The sequence below is a fragment of the Poseidonocella sp. HB161398 genome (genome assembly GCF_005870025.1).
GTDB lineage: Bacteria > Pseudomonadota > Alphaproteobacteria > Rhodobacterales > Rhodobacteraceae > Mangrovicoccus.
Genome location: NZ_VATA01000039.1, coordinates 30814 through 54971 on the forward strand (window position 1 = coordinate 30814; position 24158 = coordinate 54971).

The window sequence follows — 24158 nt, forward strand, 5'->3', positions numbered from 1 at the left end:
GCAGATAAAAAACAGAAGCGCTTCCTTTCGGGGAAGCGCTTCTGTTTAAGGGGGGCCGGCGAACCGGGTCAGGCTCAGGCGGCCTCTGCGGCCTCTGCGGCATGGCGGCGCTCAGACTCTTCGCGGGACAGTGCCACCGAGGTGCGCACGCCCTTGGAGACGAACTCCATGAGACCTCCGACGACGCGCTCGTTCGGGTCGATCCCGGCGCAGCTCAGCACTTCGCGGCCATCGCGCGAGCGGGCCCACCGGGCGATCTGCTCGGGGCCATTGCCGTATTTCTTGTCATCCGCAATCGCGTCATCCAGTGCGGCAAGCACAACAGCCGCGAACAGTTTGCGGGCACGGTTGCCCTGCTCGTGATTAAAAGCAGTGCTATCGACGAATTCGCCCATTTCGTTTCCTTATTCTTGCTCTTGCATCTTTCCGGGTGCAGGGCAATATGCATTTCCCGCACCGATTCGATATTGCGTTTCTGTCATGACCGCTATGCGTCTAACGCAAGCTTAACACATGTCGTCCCTCTGGCGGCGAGTGTTGCCAGATCGCTACCCGGGCGATATAGGGGCCTCCACACCCCGTTCAACCACTTCGCGAGCCGCGTCATGCCTAAAATCAATGGGAACGAAATCCGTCCCGGGAATATCCTGGAACACAATGGCGGCCTCTGGACCGCCGTGAAAGTGGACCATGTGAAGCCCGGCAAGGGCGGCGCCTTCGCCCAGGTCGAGATGCGCAACCTGCGCAACGGGTCCAAGCTGAACGAGCGCTTCCGCTCGGCAGACAAGGTCGAGCGCGTCCGTCTGGAGCAGAAGGACCAGCAGTTCCTCTACGAATCCGACGGCATGCTGGTCTTCATGGACAGCGAGACCTTCGAGCAGATCGAGATCCCGGCCGAGATCCTCGGCGAGCGGCGCCCCTTCCTGCAGGACGGCATGACCGCGGTGATCGAGTACTACGATTCCGAGGCGCTCTCGGCGCAGCTGCCGCAGAAGGTCATCTGCAAGATCGTCGAGACCGAGCCGGTCGTGAAGGGCCAGACCGCGGCGAACAGCTTCAAGCCGGCGCTGCTCGACAACGGCATCCGCGTGATGGTGCCGCCCTTCGTCGGCACCGACGAGGACATCGTCGTCAATACCGAGACCATGGAATACGCCGAACGCGCCTGATCCGCGCGCTCACGGCAAGGGACGGGCAGGGGGCGACCCCTGCCTTTTTCGTTTCAGAGCGGCTGCCCGCGCAGGAGTCGCGGCACGTCCCCGCTGAGCCCGGCCGCCTCGCGCATCAGTCCGCGGCGCAGCGGCGGCAGCGCATTCGCCAGGCCCAGCCCGATGTCCCGGCCAAGCCGCAGGAACGGATTGTCATTGGAGAACAGCCGGTTGAACCCGTCCGTGGCGATCGCCAGCGTCGCCGTGTCGAAGCGCCGCCAGCCGGCATAGCGGTCGAGCACCAGCGGCCAGCCCAGATCCTCGCCGCGCCGCGCGGCATCGACCAGCACTTCGGCCAGCGCTGCGACATCGCGCAGCCCGGCATTCAGCCCCTGGCCCGCAATCGGATGCAGGCCCCGCGCGGCATCGCCGACCAGCGCCAGCCGCTCGGCGGTGAAGCGCTCCGCCAGGGTCATGTTCAGCGGATAGGTATAGCGCGCCCCGGCAATGTGGATCGGGCCGAGGAAATCGCCGAAGCGCGGCCGCAGCACCTGCAGGTACTCCTCGTCGCTCAGCGCCTGGATTGCCTCGGCCTGGGCGGTGGTCTCGCTCCAGACGATGGAAGAGCGGTTGCCGGTCAGCGGCAGAATCGCCAGCGGGCCGGGCGGCAGGAAGATCTGGTAGGCGCAGCCGTGATGCGGCAGTTCGTGGCCGATGGCGCAGACCAGCGCGGTCTGGCCGTAATCGGTGACCTTGCGGGCGATGCCGGCGCGCTCCGCCGTGCCGCTGCGGCGTCCGTCCGCGCCGACGAGAAGCGGTGCCGAGAATTGCCGCCCGTCCGCCAGCGTGACCGTGGCGCGGCCCGGCGCGGTCTCCTGCGCTGCCACGGCGCCCTCGATCCGGGTGATGCCCGGCGTCTCGCGAAGCGCCGAAAGCAGCGCGGCGCGCAGGTGGCGGTCCTCGACCATCTGCCCGAGCGGGCCCTCGCCGAGCTCGCGGCTGTCGAAATGCAGTGTCGCGGGGCCCGCGCCTTCGCCCGCGCGGCCGTCGCCGATGCGGATGTCGAGCATCGGCTGCGCGTCGGGGGCCAGCCGATCCCAGAGCCCCAGGACCTCGAGCATGCGCACGCTGGCCAGCGCCAGCGCATAGCTGCGCCCGTCGAAATCCGGCGCGGTCTGGGCCGCATCCGGCAGCGGGTCGATCACCGCCACGCGCAGGCCGGCGCGGGCGAGGGCGAGAGCGAGGCTGGCGCCGTTGAGGCTGCCGCCCGCGATGAGGACGTCCTGTTCCATGCCGCATAGATGAAAGCCCCGGACGGGATTGTCCATCCGGATCGCGCCCTCTAGCTTGGCTGCGACACCATTGACGAGGACGTGACATGGACGAGTGGCGGGCGCAGAGCGCGGCGGAACTGGGGCGCGGGATCGCGGCAGGGCGGATCGACCCGGTGGAGCTGGCGGCAGCCTTTCTCGACGCCGCAGAGGCGCATCCCGAGGGCGGGCGCATCTATGCGCGGCTGACCCGCGAGCGCGCGCTGGCCGAGGCGGAGGCCGCCCGCGGCCGGGCGAAGACCGGGCTGCGGCGCGGCGCGCTCGACGGGGTGCCGATCTCCTGGAAGGACCTGTTCGACACGGCGGGCGTGGCCACCGAGGCGGGCTCGCGCCTGCTGGAGGGCCGTGTGCCCGCGCGCGATGCCGAGGTGCTGGAGACGGCGACGCTGGGCGGCTCGGTCTGCCTCGGCAAGACCCACATGACGGAGCTGGCCTTTTCCGGGCTGGGGCTGAACCCAATGACGGCGACGCCGCCGAACGCGACCGATCCGGCGCTGGCGCCCGGGGGCTCTTCTTCCGGCGCGGCGGTCTCGGTGGCGCTTGGCCTGGCGGCGGCGGGGATCGGCTCGGATACCGGCGGCTCGGTGCGCACCCCCTCGGCCTGGAACAACCTGGTAGGGCTGAAGACCACCGCGGGGCGGCTGCCGCTGACCGGGGTGGTGCCGCTGGCGGCGCGGTTCGACACGGTCGGCCCGCTCTGCCGCAGCGTCGAGGATGCCGCGGAGCTGCTGGCGCTGCTCGAAGGCGGCAAGGCGGCCGATCTGCGCGGCGCTTCGCTCTCGGGGCTGCGGCTTGCGGTGCTCGAGACCATCGCGCTCGACGATGTGCGCGACGCGCCGGGCAGCGCCTTCGAGCAGGCCCTGGCCAGGCTCTCGGCGGCGGGCGCCAAGGTCAGCCGGGTGCAGGTCCCGGCCGTGGCCGAGGCCTTTGCCTCTGCCGCGATGCTCTTCCCCGGCGAGGCCTATGGCACCTGGGGCAAGCTGATCGAGGCGGCGCCCGGCAAGATGCACCCGCCGATCCGCGACCGCTTCCGCCAGGGGGCGGGCATCTCGGCCGAGGATTTCGTCGCCGGCTGGCAGGCGCTCGACCGGCTGCGCGGCGTCTATGGCGAAGAGACCGCGGGCTATGACGCGGTGCTGCTGCCGACCACGCCGATCCTGCCGCCCGACGCGGCGCGGCTGGAGAGCGATCCGGAGTATTTCCGCACCGAGAACCTGCTGGCGCTGCGCAACACCCGGATCGGCAACCTGATGGGGCTCTGCGCGCTGACCCTGCCGACCGGCACCGATTGCTGCGGGCTGATGGTGATGGCGGCACCCGGCCAGGAAGAGCGGCTGCTGCGGATCGGCCAGGCGGCGGAAACGGCGATCGGCTGACGCCTGCGATGCTGCCCGCAAGGGCAGCATCCCTGGATTAACTATTCGCATTCAGGTCACAATATTCGGCACAGACCAGCCAGGGGCCGGTCCCGGGCTGGACGCAAGGGGGGGCTTCCGGTATCGTCCTGGACAGATACCGGGACGGCAGATCCCGGAAAGCTGAGGCACAGATGCAGTATCCAGACCGGTTTTCCGATCTGCCCGCTTACGCGTTTCCGCGTCTGCGGGCTCTTCTCGACCATCACGAGCCCGGCGGGGCGCCCTTGTCGATGTCGATCGGCGAGCCGAAGCATGCGTTCCCGGAGTGGGTGACGGAGATCATCGCCGCGAATGCCGCCGGATTCGGCAGCTACCCGGCCAATGACGGTTCGCCCGAGCTCCTGGGCGCGATCGCGGACTGGGCGGGGCGCCGCTACGGCGTGGCGGTCGATGCGGCAAGCCAGGTGATGGCGCTGAACGGCAGCCGCGAAGGGCTCTACAACATCGCCATGGCGATCGCGCCCGAGACCAAGAACGGCAAGCCGCCGGTCTTCCTGCTGCCGAACCCGTTCTACCAGGTCTATGCCATCGCGGCGATCTCGGTCGGGGCGGAGCCGGTGCTGGTGCCCGCGACGCGCGAGACCGGCCATCTGCCCGACTATGCCGCGCTGCCCGCCGAGATCCTCGACCGGGTGACGCTGTGCTATATCTGCTCGCCGTCGAATCCGCAGGGCGCGGTGGCGGACGGGGCCTACTGGGCCGCGCTGCTCGACCTGGCGGAGAAGCACGATTTCAAGATCGTCGCCGATGAATGCTATTCCGAGGTCTATCGCGGCACGCCGCCGCCGGGGATCCTCGCTGCCGCCGCCGCGAAGGGGACCGATCCCGAACGCGTGCTGGCGATCCATTCGCTGTCCAAGCGCTCCAACCTGCCGGGGCTGCGCTCGGGCTCGGTGATCTCGGGGCCGGAGAACATCCGCCGCATCCGCCAGCTCCGGGCCTATTCCGGCGCGCCGCTGCCGATGCCGATCCAGGCCGCCTCGGCGCGGGTCTGGGCGGACGAGGCGCATGTGGTCGAGAACCGCCGCCTCTACGGCATCAAGTTCGACCTGGCCGACCGCATCTTCTCGGGCGTGCCGGGCTACGAGCCGCCGCAGGCCGGGTTCTTCCTCTGGCTGCCGGTCGAGGACAGCGAGGCGGCCTGCCTGAAGCTCTGGCAGCAGACCGGCGTGCGCTGCCTGCCCGGCGCCTATCTCGGCCGCGACAGCGGCAGCGGCAATCCCGGGGCGGGCTATCTGCGCGTCGCGCTGGTTGCGCCGATGGAGCAGACTGAAACCGGACTGACCCTGATCCGCCATTGCCTGTATGACAGTTGAGGACCTGAGCCATGGCCTATTCGACCCGCGGACGTGATCCCCTTCTGGATGCCGAGACCCAGGCGGCGCTGGAGAGGCGCTCGAGCGAGCTGATCGGCCTGGCGCTGATTGCCGGCGCTGTCGGGCTGGGGCTGATGCTGGCGAGCTATTCGCCCTACGACCCGTCCTTCCTGGGCAGCACGGCGGGCGATCCGCAGAACATCCTTGGCTATCCCGGCGCCTATGTCGCCTCGGCGCTGAGCTTCATCTTCGGCCGCGGCGCTTGGGCGCTGGTGGCGGCGCTCGGCATCTGGGGCGTGCGGTTCCTGTTCCACAAGGGCGGCGAGCGGCTGCTGGCGCGGGCGGTCTTCCTGCCGATCTGGGTGGCGCTGGCGGCGGTCTATGCCTCGACCCATGTGCCGGGGCCGAACTGGACGCACCATTTCGGCCTGGGCGGCATGCTGGGCGATGCCGCGCTGGGGATCGTGATCGGCATCCTGCCGGTCGGCCTGGCGCTGGCGCTGAAGCTCTCCGCCGTGATCCTCGGCCTCGGGCTGCTGGCCTTCGGCCTCTTCTGCACCGGCTTCACCCGGGCGGAGCTCTCGGGGCTCGGCCGCTTCCTCGGCATCGGCATGCTGCTGGCCTATGACAAGATGCTGCGCCGCGCGGGCGAGGCGGGGCAGGGGGCGGCCGCGGGCCTCTCCGAGCGCCGCGCCCGCCGTGCCGAGACCCGCGAGGAGCGCCGCGCCGAAAAGGCCGAGCGCCGGGCCGCCGCGCGCGCCGAGCCGCGCAGTTCGCGCCGCGCCGTCGCCGCCCAGGACGACGATGCGGTGCTCGACGACGAAGATGGCGACTGGACCCGCGATCCGCTGTTCCAGACCGCCCTGGAGCGCGCCAGCTATTCCGGCGAGGCCTACGAGGCCGCCGAGGAGGCCTATCGCCGCGAGGTCTTCGACGAGACCGCCGAGGACGGCTACGACGCCGAGGACGGCTATGACGAGTACGAGGATGACGAGGCCTACGAGGAGCCGCGCCCGGCGCGCGCGAGCTTCCTCAGCCGCATTCCGGTGATCGGGCCGCGGATCGCGCCCGAGCCAGCGCCTGTGCCCGAAGACATGTATGATGACGAGGACGAGGAATTGAGCGACGAGGCCGACGACCGCCTGCAGGCCCGCATCACCGGCGCGATCCGCCGCCGCCAGCGCCAGGACCGGGCCCAGCTCGCGGCCAAGCGCCGGCGCGGCAAGGCGCCGGCCGCGGCCGCCGGGCAGGGCGAGGAGGGAGAGCCGGACAGCCCGGCCATGTTCATCCGTCCGCGCCGGGCCGAGCCGCCCGTCGCCGGCCGTCCGGCCCAGCACTACGAGGACCTCCCCGAGGACGGCGACGACTACGAGGATGACGACGATTACGGCACGGTCCCCGTCGCGGCGCCGGCCACCGAGATCCCGCGCTTCCTGGCGCAGAAGGCCGTGGTGCGCCAGCCGGTCCAGCCGACGGTCAAGCCCTCGGCCCGCGCCCGCGCCGAGGCCCAGCCCGACTTCCTCGGCGACCCCGAGGAGGGCTACGCCCCGCCGCCGCTGGCGCTGCTGACCGATCCGGCCACGGTGGAAAAGCACTATCTCTCCGACGAGGCGCTGCAGGAAAACGCCCGCATGCTGGAGACCGTGCTCGACGATTACGGCGTGAAGGGCGACATCGTCTCGGTCCGCCCGGGCCCCGTCGTCACCATGTACGAGCTGGAGCCCGCCCCGGGCCTCAAGGCCAGCCGCGTGATCGGCCTGGCCGACGATATCGCGCGGTCGATGTCGGCGCTCTCGGCGCGGGTCTCCACCGTGCCGGGCCGCACCGTGATCGGCATCGAGCTGCCCAACGAGCACCGCGAGATGGTGCTCCTGCGCGAGATCCTCGCCTCCACCGATTTCGACGACGGCAAGGCGCGGCTCCCGCTGGCGCTCGGCAAGGATATCGGCGGCCGCCCGATCGTGGCGAACCTCGCCAAGATGCCCCACCTGCTGATCGCGGGCACCACCGGCTCGGGGAAATCCGTCGCCATCAACACCATGATCCTGTCGCTCCTCTACAAGCTCTCGCCCGAGGAATGCCGGCTGATCATGATCGACCCGAAGATGCTGGAGCTCTCCGTCTATGACGGCATCCCGCATCTGCTGTCCCCGGTCGTCACCGATCCCAAGAAGGCCGTCGTCGCGCTGAAATGGGTCGTCGGCGAGATGGAGGACCGCTACCGCAAGATGTCCAAGATGGGCGTGCGCAACATCGAGGGCTACAATGGCCGCGTCGCCGATGCGCTGGCCAAGGGCGAGCTCTTCAGCCGCACCGTCCAGACCGGCTTCGACGACGAGACCGGCGATCCGGTCTTCGAGACCGAGGAGATCCAGCCGGTCAAGCTGCCCTTCATCGTGGTGATCGTCGACGAGATGGCCGACCTGATGATGGTCGCGGGCAAGGAGATCGAGGCCTGCATCCAGCGCCTGGCGCAGATGGCCCGCGCCTCGGGCATCCATATCATCATGGCGACGCAGCGTCCCTCGGTCGACGTGATCACCGGCACGATCAAGGCGAACTTCCCGACCCGGATCTCCTTCCAGGTGACCTCCAAGGTCGACAGCCGCACGATCCTGGGCGAAATGGGCGCCGAGCAGCTCCTCGGCATGGGCGACATGCTCTACATGGCGGGCGGGGCGAAGATCACCCGCGTCCACGGCCCCTTCGCCTCCGACGAGGAGGTCGAGGAAGTCGTCACCTACCTCAAGGCCTACGGCCCGCCGGAATATGTCAACACCGTGCTCGAGGGGCCCGATGACGAGGCGGCGCCCGATATCGACGCGGTGCTCGGGCTCGGCGGCAACACCACGGGCGAGGATGCGCTCTACGACAAGGCGGTGCAGATCGTCATCAAGGACCGCAAGTGCTCGACCTCCTACATCCAGCGCAAGCTCGGCATCGGCTACAACAAGGCCGCGCGGCTCGTCGAGCAGATGGAGGAGGAGGGCCTCGTCTCCCAGGCCAACCACGTGGGCAAGCGCGAGATCCTCGTGCCCGAACAGTGACACCGGCGCGCAGCGTCCCCCGGGGCGCTGCCGCCATGCCCGGCCCCGGGCCGTCCGAAGGGCGGCGCGGGGCCGGGCTGCCCCCTCAGGCGGAAGGCCGGGCATCCCGTCCGGCGGCGGACCGCCGATGACGCGCTTGTCACCCCGTCCTGTCGCCGCGGTGCTGTTCTTTTCCGCCGCGATGCCTATCTAGGGGGCATGAAACGCAGACAGCTCCTTTCCGCCACGGCCGCGCTTGCCGCGCTGCCCATCCTGGCCGCCGCGCCGGCCCTGGCCGCGCCGCTGGCGCTTTCCGAGATCTCGGCCTATCTCAACAGCCTGCAATCGGTCCAGGCGCGCTTCGTCCAGGTCAATCCCGACGGCAGCCAGGACCGCGGCACGCTCTCGCTCAAGCGTCCCGGCCGCGCCCGGTTCGACTATGACAAGCCGAACGAGACCCTGGTGATGGTCGGCGGCGGCCAGGTCGCGATCTTCGACAAGTATTCCGGCGCCCAGCCCGACGAGTACCCGCTGGCGAAGACCCCGCTGAACCTCATCCTCGGCGCCAATGTCCAGCTCGACGGCGCCCGGATGGTGGTCGACCACCGCGTCTCGGGCGAGCGCACGCTGGTCGTCGCCCAGGATCCGGCCCATCCCGAATACGGCCAGATCGGCCTCTATTTCGAGCCCTCGCCGGTGCGGCTGGCGGAATGGATCATCACCAACGAGGCGGGAGAGCAGACCCGCACCGTGCTCGGCGCCTTCTCCGACCGCTCGCTCGGCTCCTCGCTCTTCAACGTGGCCGGCGAGAAGATGAAGCGCGCCCGCTGAGCCCGTCCTAGTCCTGCGGGTCGGCCTCTTCGCCCGTGCGGCGGAAGGGGCCGTAGCCCGTGAGGATCTCGATCTCCTCGTCCACCGCCGCCCGCTCGGCCTCCAGGTACTCCGCGATTGCGTTCGAGAAGCTCTCGTTGGCGACCCAGTGCAGCGAATGGGTGGCGGTCGGCAGGTAGCCGCGCGCCAGCTTGTGCTCGCCCTGGGCGCCGGCCTCGACGCGCGCCATCCCGGCCCCGATCGCATGCTCGATCGCCTGGTAGTAGCAGGCCTCGAAATGCAGGCAGGGATGGTGCTCGAGCGCGCCCCAGTAGCGCCCGAAAAGCGTCTCGCGGCCGAGGAAGTTCAGCGCCCCGGCCACCGGCCGCCCGTTCCGCAGCGCCAGCACCAGCAGCGTGTCGCCGCGCAGATGGGCATGGGCCTGGGCGAAGAAGTCCCGCGTCAGGTAGGGCGTGCCCCATTTGCGGCTGCCGGTATCCTGGTAGAAGGCCCAGACCGCGTCCCAGTGCCGGGGCTCGATCTGGTCGCCGGTCAGCCTCAGGATCTCGCCGCCGAAGGCCTGGGCCGTGGCGCGCTCCTTGCGGATGTTCTTGCGCTTGCGCGAGCTCAGCGAGGCGAGGAAGCCGTCGAAATCGGCATAGCCGCCGTTTTCCCAGTGAAATTGCTGGCTGACCCGGTGCATCATGCCGAACCGCCCGGCGCGTTCGGCCTCCTCGGCGGTGCAGAAGGTGGCATGGACCGAGGACAGCCCGTGATTGGCCGCGACCTGCCGCGCCCCCTGGATCAGCGCCTCGGTGCCCGCCTCCTCCCAGCCCGGCCGGGTCAGGAACCGGCGGCCGGTCGCCGGGGTGAAGGGCACCGCGATCTGCAGCTTGGGATAGTAGTCGCCGCCCGCGCGCTCGTAGGCATGGGCCCAGTTGTGGTCGAAGATGTACTCGCCCTGGCTGTGGCTCTTGGCATAGAGCGGCGCGCAGGCGACGGTCCGGCCGCCATGGCGCACCAGCATGTAGCGCGGCTGCCAGCCCGAGCGGCCGCCGACCGAGCCGCTATCCTCCAGCGCCTTGAGGAAGCGGTGGGTGGTGAAGGGATCGAAGGGCGGGCCGCCGTCTTCTGTCTCGGGGCAGGCGCAGGCGTCCCACTCCGCTGCCGGAATCGCCTCGAGGCTCCCGATCAGGGAGACCTCAATCATGTCGTCGTCACTCGTCACGGGATGGGTCATGTCCCATCACTTGGGCGTCTCGGCCGGGCGGTCAAGTCCTGCGGCGGGCAGGGCGGGGCGGTATCCCTCGAAGGTGATATTTGCGGCGAAGCGCCGGGCGAGGACCTCGTCTTCCGGGCTGCGGACGGTCCAGGCCAGGACCGGCAGCCCGGCGGCGCGCAGCGGCCCGATCCAAGTCGCCTCCGCCGCGTGCAGCCCGTGCGAGATGAAACAGCCGCCATAGTCGCGCGGATCGAGCGGCCCGCCGGTGATCTGCGCGTCGAGCGCCGGGTCCTGCGGGAAGAGCCCCGGCCCGTGGCCGGTGGTCACCCCCCAGGCCAGATCCGGGCGCAGCATCGCGCCATGGGCCACCGCATAGGGGTTGAAGGACATCACCGCGACCTCGCCGCGATAGCCGTCGAGCGCGGCCAGCGCCAGCTCGGCGAGCTTCGCGGTCGCCGTGACCGGGCTGCCCGGCTGGCTCTTCAGCTCGACCAGCAGCGGCACCCTCCCGGCGACGAGATCGAGGAAAGCGGCGAAGCGCGGCACGCGCTCGGCGGTGCCGAGGATCGGCATCGCCTCCAGATCGGCCGCCAGGGTCTCCGCGGCCAGCCCCGGCCGTCCGGCCAGCCGGTCCAGCCGGTCGTCATGGAAGACCATCGCCACGCCGTCGAGGCTGGGCTGCAGGTCGAGCTCGATCGCGTAGCCCGCGCGGCAGGCGGCCTCGGCCGCCGCCAGGCTGTTCTCGGGGATGCCCCGGGCCAGCTCGTGCAGGCCGCGATGGGCAATGGGCCGTGACAGCAGCCCGGCGGGCAGGCTCATCGGATCTGGAAGATGCCGTCGATCTCGACCGCGACGCCGAGCGGCAGCGAGGGCGAGGAGACGGCCGAGCGGGCATGGCGCCCGGCATCGCCCAGCACTTCGACCAGGAAGTCCGAGGCGCCGTTCACGACCTGCGGCTGCTGGGTGAAATCGGGGGTGGAGTTGACGAAGGCGCCGAGCTTGACCACCCGCACCAGCCGGTCGAGATCGCCGCCGCAGGCCGCCTTGACCTGGGCCAGCAGCTGGATCGCGCAGAGCTTCGCGGCCGCGGCGCCCTCGGCGGTGTCGAGCCCGTCGCCGAGCTTTCCGGTGGCCAGCGAGCCGTCCTCGGCCTTGGGCAGCTGCCCCGAGACATGCAGCAGGTCGCCCACCTGGACGAAGGGCACGTAGTTGGCGGCAGGCGCGGCGGCGTCGGGCAGGGTGATGCCGAGCGCGGCGAGGCGGGACTCGAATTGACCGGACATGTCTGGTCTCCTTGGTGGTTACGCGCGGCACCCTAGCGGCGATGCTTCCCCGCCGGAAGCGGAAATGCCCGGCCCCTCGCGCCCCCCGGGCGGGTCAGTCCGCCGCAGCCGCCGCGCCGAGCGCGCGGCTCAGCGCCTTGGTCAGGTCGCCGCGGCTGATCGGCTTCATCAGGCGGATATCCTGGGCGCTTTCGCTGCCGCCGGGGACGGGCGTCTCCTTGGGATAGCCCGACATGAAGATCACCCGCAGCCCCGGCGCCAGCCGCCGCAGCCGTTCCGCCAGTGCCGGGCCCTGCAGCGCCCCGGGCATGACGATGTCGGTCAGGAGCACGTCGACCGGCCCGGAGGTCGGGAAGAGATCCAGCGCCTCGTCGCCGGAGGTGGCGGCAATGACGGTCAGCCCCATCCGCTCCAGCCGCAGCGTCAGCACGCGGCTGACGCCGGGATCGTCCTCGACCAGCAGGATGCGCCCCTCCAGCCGGACATCGCGATGGGCGGCCTCCGCCGCCTGCCGTGCAGCCGCGCCCTGGGCGTCGGAGGCCGGCAGGAAGAGCTTGACCGTGGTGCCGAGCCCTGGCTCGGAATAGACCCGCACGCCGCCGCCCGACTGCTTGGCGAAGCCCTGCACCATTGGCAGGCCGAGCCCCGAGCCCTTCGAGGGGGGCTTGGTCGAGTAGAACGGCGTGAAGACCTTGGCGAGCTGCGCCTTGCTCATGCCGATGCCGTTGTCGGAGACCGCGACCACGGTGTAGTGGCCGGGCGCCAGATCCTCCTGCCCCTCCTCGAGGAAGGGCGCCTCCAGCGCGACATTCTGGGTCTCGATCGTCAGCCGCCCCGAGCCGTCCATCGCGTCGCGGGCATTGATCGCGAGGTTCAGCAGCGCGTTCTCGAAGGAGTTGCGGTCGGCATGGACCGGCCAGAGCCCGGCGGCAAAGCGCGTCTCCAGCTCGATCGTGCGCGGCAGCACGCGCTTGAGCATCTTGTCGAGCTCGGTGACCATCTCGTTGAGGTCGATGCGCATCGGCTCCAGCGTCGCCTTGCGCGCGAAGCTCAGCAGGTTGCGGGTCAGCCCGGCGCCCTTCTTGGCCGCCTCGATCGCCGAGCGGATCAGGTCGGCTCCGCCGGGATGCTGGCTGGTCTCCTCCAGCAGCTCCAGGTTGCCGACGATCACCGCCAGCAGGTTGTTGAAGTCATGCGCGACGCCCCCGGCCATCTGGCCGACGACCTCCATCTTCTGCGCCTGGACCAGCCGCTTTTCCGTCTCGACCGTGTCGGTGATGTCCTGGATGGTGCCGACCAGACCGCTGGGCGCGCCGCCCTTGTCGCGCTCGATGATGGCGGTCCATTCGCAATGGCGGATCTCGCCGTCGCCGCGGATGATGCGGGCGCGGAAGCGGTCGTGGTCGCCGCAATTCGGGGCGCCGTCGCGCAGCGTGCGCTTGAACGCGTCCTGCAGGAGCATCTTGTCCTCGGGATGCATCAGGTAGGTCATCTGCGTCGCCGAGGGCTTGAACCGCGCCGGGTCCATGCCGTGGATGCGGTAGCATTCGGGCGACCAGTACATGCCGGGCGGGCTGGCATTCATCGACCAGTTGCCGATCTTGGCGATCCGCTCGGCGCGCAGCAGCCGCTCGCGCAGCAGCGTCTCCTCGGTGACATCGGCCTCGGTGCCGAAGAGGCGCATCGGCGTGCCGTCGCTGTCGAGGATCACCTGTCCCTGCACCGCGATCCAGTGATAGCGCCCGGCGGTGTCGACCAGCCGGACGACATGGCTGAACTGGCCGCTGCCGGCGATCGCCTCGTCGACCGAGCGGCGCAGCTTCGGCAGGTCCTCGGGATGGTAGAGGCTGGCCAGGAACTCCTCGCCCTCGCCGATCGCGGCCTGGTCGTAGCCGAGCTGGGCCAGCAGCCGCGGCGAATAGGTGATGTTGCCCGAGCGCAGATCCCAGTGCCAGAGCCCGACATCGGTGGCGCGCAGCGCATCGGCAGCCAGCTGCAGCCAGCGGACATCGCTGTTGAGCTGTCCCGGCGCGCCGCTGGTCAGGCGGCGGCGGTCCATCCAGTGGGTCACGCGGCCGTTCTGGCGGTTCACCGGCCAGAAGTCCCATTGCATCAGCGCGAAGCCCGTGGCGGAGGCCGCGGCGGTGTACATCGTGGTATAGGCGCGGCCGGTGGCGAAGGCGGTCTCGGCCTCCCGCCAGAGCCGCGGCGGCAGGTCGATGCCCGCGAGCGCGCCGAGCGGCTGCCCGGCGAGCGGCGCGCCGTCGCCGAGCCGGTCGCAGGCCTCGCGGTTGGCGCCGAGGATGCGGCACTGGCCAAGGGCGGGGGCGGCGGCGAGCACCATCAGGGCCTCGGATTCGCGCGACAGGCCGAAGCCGTTGACGCTGGCGGCGTCGAGCGCGGCAAGCAGGCGCCAGGGCTCGCAGCACAGCAGCAGGTAGCCGCGCCCCGCACCGTCCCGGACCAGCCGCCCGGACGCTTTCAGCGTCGCGCCTGCATCGGCCTGCGGCGTCAGGATCACGCCCTGCGTCCCGCCGCCGCCGCTGCCGTCCCGGCCCTGCCAGGCATCGTCTGCATAGGCGCGGAAATCCTCCCTGCCGGGGGCCTGCCAGAGCTGCGCGGCATTCTCGCCCGCGGCCGGCGCCGGGCCGCCGGGGCGCACCATCCGCGCGAAGGCCGCATTGTGCCAGCAGAGGGCATTGCCGGCGTCGAGCAGCGCAAAGCCGAATGGCGTGCCCTCGAGCGCGGTTTCGGAAAAGGCAGGATGGTCCCCGCATGCGCCCAAGTCAGCATCCCCACAAAGCTTGGCCGGCTGCGGAGGCGGACCCCCCTGGCCGGCAGATCCAGAGCGGGCCGACCCTAAGGGCATGAGGTAAAGGAGCTGTTTCCCGTGCCCGGAGATGGGCGGCAGGGTTAACGGCAGGTTGATGAGGGGGGAGTGGGGAGTGTGCAAGGGCGGGCGATTTGGGGGGACCCGCCCTTGCTATCTTTCGTCCGCACCTGCGGGACCGAATTGCGTACCGTCATGGACATCCAACGGTTGGGGGGGGGTGGATGCCCTTCCGGCGTCGCGCGGCCCGGAGGTGCAGGCACGGACGAAACCGTCGAATTCCTGTTGCGGCGCCCGGCCGGAGCCGGAGACCGCCTGCATGGCGCAGCGGTGGCCCTGCCGGACGGCCGCAAGCGGACGCGCCCGGCAGGCTGGCGCACCGCCCGGAGGCGGCCCTGATGCCGGCCTGCTCCTCCCAGCGGACCGCCACCCGGCCTTCAGCCCCGGCCCGCAGGCGCGCTTCCGTCCCGAAGCTGCCTGCGTTTCACATCCGCGCGGATCCCGCCGTGTCGGGCGCCGCTGCCCTGGATGTGGCTGCCTGTCCGGCTGACTGCCGTCTCGCCATTCCAAAATGGGCACATTGCCCATATTCCTCATGACTCACTTGCCTGTTCCCTGTCAACCGAAAATGGGCTAAATGCACATTTGAAGGAGAAAGGCCGCCATTTGACGGAGCAGAGCTTCAGGGCCGCGATCGAGCGCATCCTCCGCCCGCTGGTCCGGGCGATGATCGGCCGCGGCATGTCCTATCCGCAGCTGGCCGACCTCCTGAAACCGATCTTCATCGAGCAGGCGCTGCGCCATTTCGGCCTCGAGGGGCGGCGCATGACCGACAGCCGGGTCAGCGTTCTGACCGGGCTGCAGCGGCGCGACATCCGCAATCTGCGCGAGCAGAGCGAGGCGCCGGCCGGGTCGGAGCGCGGCCATGGCCCGATCCCGCGCCTGGTGGCGCTCTGGCAGGGCGATGCCCGCTTCCGCGACCCGCATGGGGCGCCGCGGGCGCTGCCGCGCGCCTCTGCCGAGGGCGCGAGCTTCGAGAGCCTGGTGGCCGAGATCGGCCGCGACGTGCATGCCCGCACGCTCCTTGACGAGATGGTCCGGCTGGGCCTCGCCGTGCTCGAGGGCGACAGCATCCGCCTGGTCGAGGACAGCCTGGTGCCGAGCCGGGACGAGGCGATGCTGCTGGGCTACTATGCGGCCAATCTCGGCGACCATGCAGAGGCCTCCGCGGCGAATCTGCTGGCCGCGCCGGGACCGGGGCCGTTCTTCGAGCGGGCGGTCCACTACAACAAGCTGTCCCAGGCGTCTCTCGACGCGCTGGAGGCGATGGCACGGGAGCGGCAGCTCGAGCTGCTGAAGGAGCTCAATGCCGAGGCGCTGCGGCTGCAGCGCAGCGATATCGAGGCGGGCCGCGCGGCGGGGCGGATCCGGATCGGCGCCTTCGTCTACCGCGACGGGGTGCGGGACAAGGGCGCGCAAGAGGAGAGCGGGACATGACGGCCAGGGGCTGGCTGCCATCACTGCGGGCCGGGCTGGCCGCGCTGCTCGGCCTCGCCGCGGCGCTGGCGGGGTGCAGCCCGGCCGGGCTGTCCGAAGGGCCGGCCTTCCTCGAGGAGCGGGTCAGCGCCGATTACTGCCGCCGCAGCCTCTCCGATCCCGGCGATCCGGAGGAGGAGACCGATGGCGGGCTCGGCGGTACCGGCATCCTGGGCGTGATCTCGGTCGCGGGGCAGGTGCGGCTCGGACGGCAGGACTTCCTGTACCACCCGGGCACGCAGGTCGACTCGGCGCTCGGCGATTTCCCGGTGGCGGAGCTGCGCCGCGGCGACACGGTGGTGGTGACGGCGATGAAGACCGCCTCGGCCTCCTGCGCCACGGGGCTCGCGCATTACCTGCCGGTGATCGGCGAGGTGGCGGAGGCCGGAAGCGGCGATGGCGGCTTCCGCGTGCTGGGCGCGCAGGTGGAGCTGGCCCCGGGCAGCGAGGTGGAGGATGCCTCCGGACGCCCGGCAGAGGCCGCGGATCTGGCCGACGGAACCAAGGTCGCGGTCTCGGGCCTCTGGCGCGACGGCCATGTCCGCGCCACCCATGTGCGCATCATCGGCCCCGGCAGCCGCGTCCGCGACGCGATCACCGGGCCGCTGCGCTTCGACGAGAACGGCGACTCCTTCATCGGCGACGTCAAGGTGACGGTGCCCGGCCGGCGCGGCGCCGCGGGCAGCCATGTGACGCTCGACGGATCGCGGGTCGCGCGGACGGGCATCGAGGCGGCGCTGGGGATCTACAAGCCGCCGGCGCCGGGCGATCCCGGCCCGGCCGGGCCGGCGGGCGCGCTGGCGGACGGCGGGCTCGACGCCGCCGCGCTGCCGCCGGGGCTTGCCGATGCGCTGCCGCCGGATGCGGCGGATCGCTGGGCGGACCGGGCGGGACGGCGCCCGGGCGGCCTGCCGCCGGGGCTGCCGCCCTCTGGGGGCCGGGGCCGGGACGGGCGCGATCGGGATGTCGCCCGGGACGGGCGCGATCGGGATGCCGCCCGGGACGGGCGCGATCGGGATGCCGCCCGGGACGGGCGCGACCGGGATGTCGCCAGGGACGGGCGCGACAGGGACCTCGCCCGGGACGGGCGCGACAGGGACCTCGACCGGGACCGCGGCCGCGGCGAGCGCAGCCGGCCGTCCCGCGCGGGCAATGCATCGGGCAATTCCGAGAGAAGCGTGTCGGGGCTGGCGCGCGACTGACGGCTCGCCGGAAGGCGGCAAGCTCCCGCAGATGCTAGATTTTTCCCCTAGGGAAGGCGGGCGGTCCTGTCCGCCCGGCCACACGTTCCGTGACCAATTTGCAGGCAAACAATGCCCATATGGTCAAAATTACCGGGCAGAGCGGGAAGCTGCGGTCATAAACCGGTCAAAACCGTTGACCCCTCCGGTGCAAATGCCCGAAGCGTGGGCATGACCGGCGCATGACGCTCCTGCGGGAGCGCGGCCGGAGCTGTTTCGGGACGGAGACCGGCATGAAGCCAAGGGATCGCAGGAGCGAGATCGCGAAGCTCGTGGAGCAGAGCGGAGAAGTCGGCGTCGACGATCTCGTGCGGCTCTTCGACGTCTCCGCCGAGACGATCCGGCGCGATCTCAGCCAGATGGCCGAAGAAGGCGCGATCCAGAAGATCCATGGCGGCGCGCGGGCGCTGGGGCGGATCTTCGTCGAGGGCAGCTTCCAGGCGCGGATGCAGGAAGAGCCGCTGGCCAAATCGGTGATCGCCGAGAAGCTCTGCGAGGTGATCCGCGAAGGCGACACGGTGATGATCGACACCGGATCGACCACCGTGGTGGCGGCGGCGCAGCTGGCGCGGCTGCGCGGGCTGAAGGTCATCACCAATTCGCTTTCGGTGGCCGAGACCTTCGGCCGCCAGGGGGCGCAGTCGGGGACGGAGGTCTTCCTGCTCGGCGGCAGCTACGCGCCGGGCAACAACGAGACGATCGGCCCGGATGCCATCGCCCAGCTCGACCTCTACCGTGCGGATCACGCGATCCTGACGGTCACGGCGATCTCGGCGGAGGAGGGGGCGACAGATTCGAATGTCCATGAAGCGCAGCTGGCCCGCGCGATGATCGCCCGGGCGCAGAATGTCATCGTGCTGGCGAATGCCGCCAAATGCGGCCGCCGCGCGGCCTTCCGCGTCTGCGGCTTCGACCGGATGGGCATGCTGATCAGCGACCGGCGCCCGGAAGGCGCGCTTTCCCAGGCGCTGGAGCGCGCCGGGGTGACGGTCCGGTGAAACCAAGGGGTAGCAAGTAGAGCGATGCCGAACGCCGTGAAAACCTATGTGCGGGTCGTGGACCGCCTGTCCGACTGGGTCGGGATAGTGGCCATGTACCTGATCTTCCTGATGATCGCCGTCCTGCTGCTGGACGCGATCACCCGCAATGTCATCGACATCCCGCTGCACTGGTGCATCGAGTTCACCCAGTTCACGCTGGCTGCCTACTATTTCATGGGCGGGGCGATGACGCTGAAGAACGAGTCCCATGTGCGCATGGACCTGTTCTACGAACGGCTCAGCCCGCGCGGCAAGGCCTGGCTCGACGCGGTGACGATCCTCTGCCTGCTGTTCTATCTCTGCGTGCTGCTCTGGGGCTCGGTCTCCTCGCTGGAATACGCGATTGAGACCAATGAGCGGCGCTTCTCGATGTGGAACCCCTCGATGATCCCGATCAAGGCGCTGATGACCGCCTGCATCGTGCTGATGATCCTGCAGACCCTGTCGATCCTCGCCAAGACCGTCGGCTTCCTCAAAGGGGAGGAACTGGCATGAGCTACGAGATGATCGCGCTTCTGATGTTCGCCTCGATGATGGTGCTGCTCCTGACCGGGCAGCGGGTCTTCGCGGCCATCGGCTTCGTCGCCTCGGGCATGGTGCTGATGCTCTACGGCACGGGCGGCGTGGAGATCCCGTTCTCGGCGGCGTTCAAGCTGTTCAACTGGTTCCCGATGCTGACGCTGCCCTTGTTCATCTACATGGGCTACATCCTCAGCGAGGCCGGGATCGCCGAGGATCTGTACCGGATGCTGCATGTCTGGTTCGGACGGGTCCGCGGCGGGCTGGCCATCGGCACGATCTTCCTGATGGTGATCATCTCGGCGATGAACGGCCTGTCGGTCGCGGGCATGGCGATCGGCGCGACCATCGCGCTGCCCGAGATGCTGCGGCGGGGCTATGACAAGGCGCTGATCACCGGGGTGGTGCAGGGCGGCTCGTCCCTCGGCATCCTCGTGCCGCCCTCGGTCGTGATGGTGCTCTACGGCATGATCGCGCGCCAGCCGGTCAGCCAGCTCTGGCTCGCGGGCGTGGTGCCGGGGCTTCTCATGGCCGTGATGTTCGTCATCTACGTCGTGATCCGCGCCAAGCTGAACCCGGCGCTGGCCCCGACCGTGCCCGAAGAGGACCTGAACATGCCGCGCAGCGAGAAGCTGAAGCTGCTGCGCGCGGGCATCATCCCCTTCCTGATCTTCTTCCTGATGACCGGGCTCTTCGTGATGGGGATCACCTCGCTGGTGGAAAGCTCTGCCGTCGGCGCGACCTCCGCCACGGTGGCGGCCGCGGTGAAGGGGCGGCTGAGCTTCCGCCTGATCCACGAGACGGCGAGGAAGACGCTGGGCGTGTCCTGCATGTTCCTGTGGCTGATCCTCGCGGCGCTGGCCTTCGGCTCGGTCTTCGACGGGCTCGGCGCGGTGCGGGCGCTGGAGAACCTCTTCATCAACAACTGGGATCTCAGCCCCTGGCAGGTCATCATCATGATGCAGGTCAGCTTCATCGTCATGGGGATGTTCCTCGACGACACGGCGATGCTGGTGATCGTGGCGCCCTTGTACGTGCCGCTGGTGAAGATGCTGGATCTGGGCTTCGACAACCAGCTGATCTGGTTCGGGGTGCTCTACACGATGACCTGCCAGATCGCCTATATCACGCCGCCCTTCGGCTATAACCTGTTCCTGATGCGCGCCATGGCGCCCAAGGAGATTACCCTGACGGATATCTACCGCTCGATCTGGCCCTTCGTGATCATGATGGCCGCGACGATCGCGCTGGTGATGTTCTTCCCGCAGATTGCGCTGTGGCTGCCCGCGGCCGTGCGCTGACCTTGTCCAACTGGGAGACTTGCAATGACCGAAAAGAAATTGACCCCCTCCGAGAAGATCCTGGCCTCGCGCCGGAAATTCCTGAAGACCGGCGCCTTCGGCGCGGCCGGCGCGCTGGCGGCCCCGGCGGTGGTGGCGCAGACCGGCCCGATCAAGTGGCGGCTGCAGACCTATTCCGGCGCGCCGCTCGGCGCCCATGTGATCAAGCCGCAGATCGAGGCCTTCAACGCCGCGGCCAATGGCGAGATGGAGATCGAGCTCTACTACGCCGACCAGCTGGTGCCGACCGGCGAGCTCTTCCGCGCGATGCAGTCGGGCGTGATCGACGCGGTGCAGTCGGACGAGGCCTCGATGGCCTCGCCGGTCGATATCGGCGTCTTCGGCGGCTACTTCCCCTTCGCCACGCGCTACTCGCTCGATGTGCCGGCGATGTTCATGTATTACGGGCTCGACGAGATCTGGAAGTCGGCCTATGACGAGGTCGACAACGTCACCTGGCTGTCGACCGGCGCCTGGGACCCGCTGCACATCTTCACCAAGGAGCCGATCCGCTCGCTCGCCGACATGAAGGGCAAGCGCGTCTTCGGCGTGCCGACCGCGGGCAAGTTCCTGTCGCAATACGGGCTGATCCCGGTCACCGTGCCATGGGACGACGTGGAGGTCGCGCTGCAGACCGGCGAGCTTGACGGCGTGGCCTGGTGCGGCTTCACCGAGGCCTACGAGGTCGGCTGGGCGGATATCTGCAACTACGCGCTGACGAATTCCGTCACCGGCGCCTGGTTCGGCAGCTATTTCGCCAATACCGCCAGCTGGGAGAAGGTGCCGCCGCATCTGCAGCAGCTTTTCAGGTCCACCATCGACCAGAGCCACTACTACCGCGATGTCTGGTACTGGGGCGGCGAGGCCAAGCTGCGCGTCGAGGGCGAGAAGATGGAACTGACCTCGATCCCGCCGGAGGAATGGGCGCAGGTGACCAAGGATGCCGAGGGCTTCTGGGACGACGTGGCCAGCTCGTCCGAGCGCGCGGGCAAGGTCGTGGAGATCTTCAAGACCTATGCGGCGAACATGGAGAAGGCGGGCTACCCCTACCGGTAAGTCCATCGCGCGCGGCAAGGGGGAGGCGCCGGGTCGAGCCCGGCGCGGCCCTCCGCCAGGCACGGGCGGCAGGCGGTTCCTCCGGCTGCCGCGGCAACGGGGAAAGGCCTGCAGATGACCCTCTACCGCACCACGATCGGCGGCGAGCGCTATTCATTCGGCGACCTGCGCGCCACCATGGCCGCCGCGACGCCGCTGCGCTCGGGCGACGAGCTGGCCGGGATCGCCGCCGCCTCCGAAGCGGAGCGGGTCGCGGCCCAGGCGGTCCTGGCCGACCTGCCGCTGGCGACTTTCCTCAGCGAGCAGGTGGTGCCCTACGAGACCGACGAGGTCACGCGGCTGATCGTCGACGGCCATGACCCGGCCGCCTTCGCGCCGGTCGCCCATATGACCGTGGGCCAGTTCCGCGACTGGCTGCTGTCGGATGCGGCCAGCTCCGCGGTGCTGGCGCGGCTCTCGCCGGGGCTGACGCCCGAGATGGTCGCCGCCGCCTCGAAGCTGATGCGCAACCGCGACCTGATCTCGGTGGCCCGCAAGATCCGCGTCGAGGTGGGCTTCCGCAACTCGCTGGGCCTGCCGGGGCGGATCGGCTCGCGGCTGCAGCCGAACCATCCCTCCGACGACCTCAAGGGCATCGCGGCCTCGGTGCTCGACGGGCTGACCTTCGGCATCGGCGACGCGGTGATCGGCATCAACCCGGCGACCGACAACATCCCGAACGCGATCGCGCTGATGGAGATGCTGGAAGAGCTGCGGCTGCGCTACGGCATTCCCACCCAGAGCTGCGTGCTGACCCATGTGACGAACTCGATCGAGATCATCAACCGCGGCGCGCCGATCGACCTGATCTTCCAGTCGGTCGCGGGCACCGAAGCCGCGAACGAGGGGTTCGGCGTGTCGCTCGGCGTGCTCGACGAGGCCTATGACGGCGGGCTCGGCCTGGCGCGCGGCACGGTGGGCGACAATGTCATGTATTTCGAGACCGGCCAGGGCTCGGCGCTGTCGGCGGATGCGCATCACGGTGTGGACCAGCAGACGCTGGAGGCGCGGGCCTATGCGGTCTGCCGCCGCTACAAGCCGCTGCTGGTCAATACCGTGGTCGGCTTCATCGGGCCGGAATACCTCTATGACGGCAAGCAGATCATCCGTGCCGGGCTGGAGGACCATTTCTGCGGCAAGATGCTGGGCCTGCCGATGGGGGTGGATGTCTGCTACACCAACCATGCCGAGGCCGACCAGAACGACATGGACGTGCTGATGACGCTGCTGGCCGATGCCGGGGCGACCTTCCTGATCGCGGTGCCGGGGGCGGATGACATCATGCTGAACTACCAGTCGCTGAGCTTCCACGACATCGCCTATCTGCGGAATTCCTTCGGGCTCAGGGCGGCGCCGGAATTCGAGGCCTGGCTGGAGGGGATCGGCCTGGTCGATCCGCAGGGCCAGCTGGTCGACAGCCTGGCGGGCCAGCAGCGGCTGATCGGAGCGGAGGCATGAGCGGGGTTGCCAAGGACCCCTGGGCAAGGCTGCGCGCGGCGACGCCGGCGCGGATCGGGCTGGGGCGCAGCGGCGCCGGGCTGCCGGTCAAGGCCAATCTGGAATTCCAGTACGCCCATGCCCGCGCCCGCGACGCGGTGCATCGCGCCGTCGACTGGGAGGCGCTGACGGCACAGCTGGCGCCGCGCGAGGTGATCGAGGTGGCCAGCCAGGCGCCCGACCGCGCGACCTATCTGCGGCGTCCCGATCTGGGGCGGCGGCTGGGCGAGGGGGCGGAGCGGCTTGCCCCGTCCGGCTGCGACCTGGCCTTCGTGGTGGCGGACGGGCTGTCGGCGGATGCGGTGCAGGCGCATGCGGCCGAGGTGATCCGCGCCTGCGACGCCACGCTCGAGGGGCTCGAGCTCGGGCCGGTGGTGCTGGCCCGGCAGGGCCGCGTCGCGATCGGCGACGAGATCGGCGACCGGCTGAAGGCGAAGCTGGTGGTGGTGCTGGTCGGCGAGCGTCCGGGGCTGACTGTGGCGGATTCGCTCGGGGCCTATCTGACCTGGGGACCGCGGCAGGGGCGGCGCGACAGCGAGCGCAACTGCATCTCCAACATCCACCTCAAGGGCGGGCAGAGCTATGCGCAGGCGGCGGCGAAGATCGGATGGCTGGCGCGCGAGGCGCTGAAGCGCGGGCTGACCGGGATCGGCCTCAAGGACGAGGCGCCGGCGCTGGCCGCGGCGATGGAAGAGACCGGCAGGCTGCCGGAAGGCTGACCGCCGACGGTATTGAGGCCCCGGAGCTCCGCATGTTGTGGGGGCAATGAACGCTCGGCTCCGGGGTCTGTCCGCCGTCTGGCGATGACACCGGTCTAGACCCCGCGCGTGGCGGCATGAGGGTCGGCCCGGGGCGGGGGCGGGGTGATTTCAGGGCAGGATCGGGGCAGGTGGCCAGGCGGCCGCCTCGCGGCAGCCGGGCGAACCGGCAGGCGGTGTCCCGCAGGGACGGCCGCCGCGCTCCGGGACCATGCGCCGGAAGCATTCAATGCAGACGGAGGCTTGCGCCGCCGCGGCCGCCCGGGCCGGGCCGCGGAGCGCGGGGGCGCCGTGTTCCGCAGCAGCGCCCGTCTCTCGGCGCTCTCTCAGGAGCGGATTCCGTGCGCCGCCTCGGGATGTTCGGTCATGAAATGCCGCAATGTGGCGAAGAGCTCGCGGGCATGGGCGAGATCGCCCTTGTGCAGCGCGGCGCGGATATCGTCGCAGATCATGTCCTGCACCCGCGCTGCGCCATGGTGATGCTCCAGCAGGTACTGCGCCAGAACGGCGGCATTGACCTCGCTGGAATGCTCGTGCTCGGCGATGGCGGCGATCTCCTCGGCCGTCAGGTCCGTCATGTCGAGGATGTCTTCAACGGCGATCATCTGTCTCTCCTCCCGGATGCCCGTTTTCATGACCTAGGGTAAGCTGGGCGGCGCCCCGCGGCCATGATCCAGATCAGCGGCCGCGGGGCGCCGGGCGTGCTGATCCAGGTCAATGCGATATCCGGAATATATCATCAGACCGG

General features: G+C 69.9%; 20 protein-coding genes. 13 read left to right on the forward strand and 7 right to left on the reverse strand.

Features of this window, described 5'->3' with window-relative positions:
• Positions 1 to 74: 74 nt before the first annotated feature.
• Positions 75 to 395 (reverse strand): DUF6280 family protein, encoded by a 321-nt coding sequence (locus FGX59_RS24365; protein WP_138469738.1) that lies wholly within the window; start codon positions 393 to 395, stop codon positions 75 to 77.
• 210 nt (positions 396 to 605) lie between these two features.
• Between FGX59_RS24365 and efp the strand changes: the two genes are divergently transcribed.
• Positions 606 to 1169, forward strand: a complete 564-nt coding sequence (gene efp / locus FGX59_RS24370; RefSeq protein ID WP_138469739.1) for an elongation factor P — start codon at positions 606 to 608, stop codon at positions 1167 to 1169.
• A gap of 53 nt (positions 1170 to 1222) precedes the next feature.
• Here the strand turns inward: efp and FGX59_RS24375 are convergent, their stop codons facing one another.
• On the reverse strand, positions 1223 to 2476 hold the full coding sequence (locus tag FGX59_RS24375; protein WP_138469740.1) for an FAD-dependent monooxygenase: 1254 nt from the start codon (positions 2474 to 2476) through the stop codon (positions 1223 to 1225).
• Positions 2477 to 2526: 50 nt separating this feature from the next.
• Between FGX59_RS24375 and FGX59_RS24380 the strand changes: the two genes are divergently transcribed.
• From FGX59_RS24380 to FGX59_RS24395, 4 genes are all read left to right on the forward strand, one after another.
• On the forward strand, positions 2527 to 3855 hold the full coding sequence (locus tag FGX59_RS24380) for an amidase (RefSeq protein WP_138469741.1): 1329 nt from the start codon (positions 2527 to 2529) through the stop codon (positions 3853 to 3855).
• 173 nt (positions 3856 to 4028) lie between these two features.
• Positions 4029 to 5213 carry an aminotransferase class I/II-fold pyridoxal phosphate-dependent enzyme gene (locus FGX59_RS24385; RefSeq protein WP_138469742.1) on the forward strand — a complete coding sequence of 395 codons (1185 nt, stop codon included), beginning with the start codon at positions 4029 to 4031 and terminating at the stop codon, positions 5211 to 5213.
• A gap of 11 nt (positions 5214 to 5224) precedes the next feature.
• Entirely contained in the window at positions 5225 to 8260 is a 3036-nt protein-coding gene (locus FGX59_RS24390; RefSeq protein WP_138469743.1) for a DNA translocase FtsK, read from the forward strand.
• A 198-nt stretch (positions 8261 to 8458) separates the two neighbouring features.
• Complete coding sequence (locus FGX59_RS24395) at positions 8459 to 9070, forward strand: outer membrane lipoprotein carrier protein LolA (RefSeq protein ID WP_138469744.1); 612 nt, start codon at positions 8459 to 8461, stop codon at positions 9068 to 9070.
• 7 nt (positions 9071 to 9077) lie between these two features.
• Here the strand turns inward: FGX59_RS24395 and FGX59_RS24400 are convergent, their stop codons facing one another.
• The 4 genes from FGX59_RS24400 to FGX59_RS24415 form a co-directional block, all read right to left on the reverse strand.
• Positions 9078 to 10259, reverse strand: coding sequence for a GNAT family N-acetyltransferase (locus FGX59_RS24400; RefSeq protein ID WP_138469768.1), 1182 nt, complete (start codon positions 10257 to 10259; stop codon positions 9078 to 9080).
• A 36-nt stretch (positions 10260 to 10295) separates the two neighbouring features.
• Positions 10296 to 11090: a glycerophosphodiester phosphodiesterase family protein gene (locus tag FGX59_RS24405; protein ID WP_138469745.1), complete on the reverse strand. Its 795-nt coding sequence runs from the start codon at positions 11088 to 11090 to the stop codon at positions 10296 to 10298.
• On the reverse strand, positions 11087 to 11554 hold the full coding sequence (locus FGX59_RS24410) for a RidA family protein (RefSeq protein ID WP_138469746.1): 468 nt from the start codon (positions 11552 to 11554) through the stop codon (positions 11087 to 11089). The genes FGX59_RS24405 and FGX59_RS24410 overlap by 4 nt, the downstream gene beginning before the upstream one ends.
• Before the next feature lie 94 nt (positions 11555 to 11648).
• Positions 11649 to 14339: a PAS domain-containing sensor histidine kinase gene (locus FGX59_RS24415; RefSeq protein WP_171060811.1), complete on the reverse strand. Its 2691-nt coding sequence runs from the start codon at positions 14337 to 14339 to the stop codon at positions 11649 to 11651.
• Positions 14340 to 15050: 711 nt separating this feature from the next.
• Between FGX59_RS24415 and FGX59_RS24420 the strand changes: the two genes are divergently transcribed.
• The 8 genes from FGX59_RS24420 (at position 15051) to eutC (ending at position 23371) form a co-directional block, all read left to right on the forward strand.
• On the forward strand, positions 15051 to 15881 hold the full coding sequence (locus FGX59_RS24420) for a DUF6502 family protein (RefSeq protein WP_138469748.1): 831 nt from the start codon (positions 15051 to 15053) through the stop codon (positions 15879 to 15881).
• Entirely contained in the window at positions 15878 to 17122 is a 1245-nt protein-coding gene (locus tag FGX59_RS24425) for a DUF5666 domain-containing protein (protein WP_138469749.1), read from the forward strand. Before FGX59_RS24420 ends, FGX59_RS24425 begins: the two co-directional genes overlap by 4 nt.
• A gap of 272 nt (positions 17123 to 17394) precedes the next feature.
• Positions 17395 to 18159: a DeoR/GlpR family DNA-binding transcription regulator gene (locus FGX59_RS24430; RefSeq protein WP_138469750.1), complete on the forward strand. Its 765-nt coding sequence runs from the start codon at positions 17395 to 17397 to the stop codon at positions 18157 to 18159.
• A gap of 24 nt (positions 18160 to 18183) precedes the next feature.
• Complete coding sequence (locus FGX59_RS24435; protein WP_138469751.1) at positions 18184 to 18696, forward strand: TRAP transporter small permease subunit; 513 nt, start codon at positions 18184 to 18186, stop codon at positions 18694 to 18696.
• Entirely contained in the window at positions 18693 to 20021 is a 1329-nt protein-coding gene (locus FGX59_RS24440; RefSeq protein WP_138469752.1) for a TRAP transporter large permease subunit, read from the forward strand. The genes FGX59_RS24435 and FGX59_RS24440 overlap by 4 nt, the downstream gene beginning before the upstream one ends.
• A gap of 60 nt (positions 20022 to 20081) precedes the next feature.
• Positions 20082 to 21116 carry a TRAP transporter substrate-binding protein DctP gene (dctP, locus tag FGX59_RS24445; protein ID WP_206078426.1) on the forward strand — a complete coding sequence of 345 codons (1035 nt, stop codon included), beginning with the start codon at positions 20082 to 20084 and terminating at the stop codon, positions 21114 to 21116.
• Positions 21117 to 21230: 114 nt separating this feature from the next.
• Entirely contained in the window at positions 21231 to 22613 is a 1383-nt protein-coding gene (locus tag FGX59_RS24450) for an ethanolamine ammonia-lyase subunit EutB (RefSeq protein WP_138469754.1), read from the forward strand.
• Complete coding sequence (eutC, locus tag FGX59_RS24455; RefSeq protein WP_138469755.1) at positions 22610 to 23371, forward strand: ethanolamine ammonia-lyase subunit EutC; 762 nt, start codon at positions 22610 to 22612, stop codon at positions 23369 to 23371. The genes FGX59_RS24450 and eutC overlap by 4 nt, the downstream gene beginning before the upstream one ends.
• A 365-nt stretch (positions 23372 to 23736) precedes the next feature.
• On the opposite strand, the gene FGX59_RS24460 is transcribed toward eutC, so the two are convergent.
• Complete coding sequence (locus tag FGX59_RS24460; RefSeq protein ID WP_138469756.1) at positions 23737 to 24015, reverse strand: hypothetical protein; 279 nt, start codon at positions 24013 to 24015, stop codon at positions 23737 to 23739.
• Between the last annotated feature and the right edge of the window lie 143 nt (positions 24016 to 24158).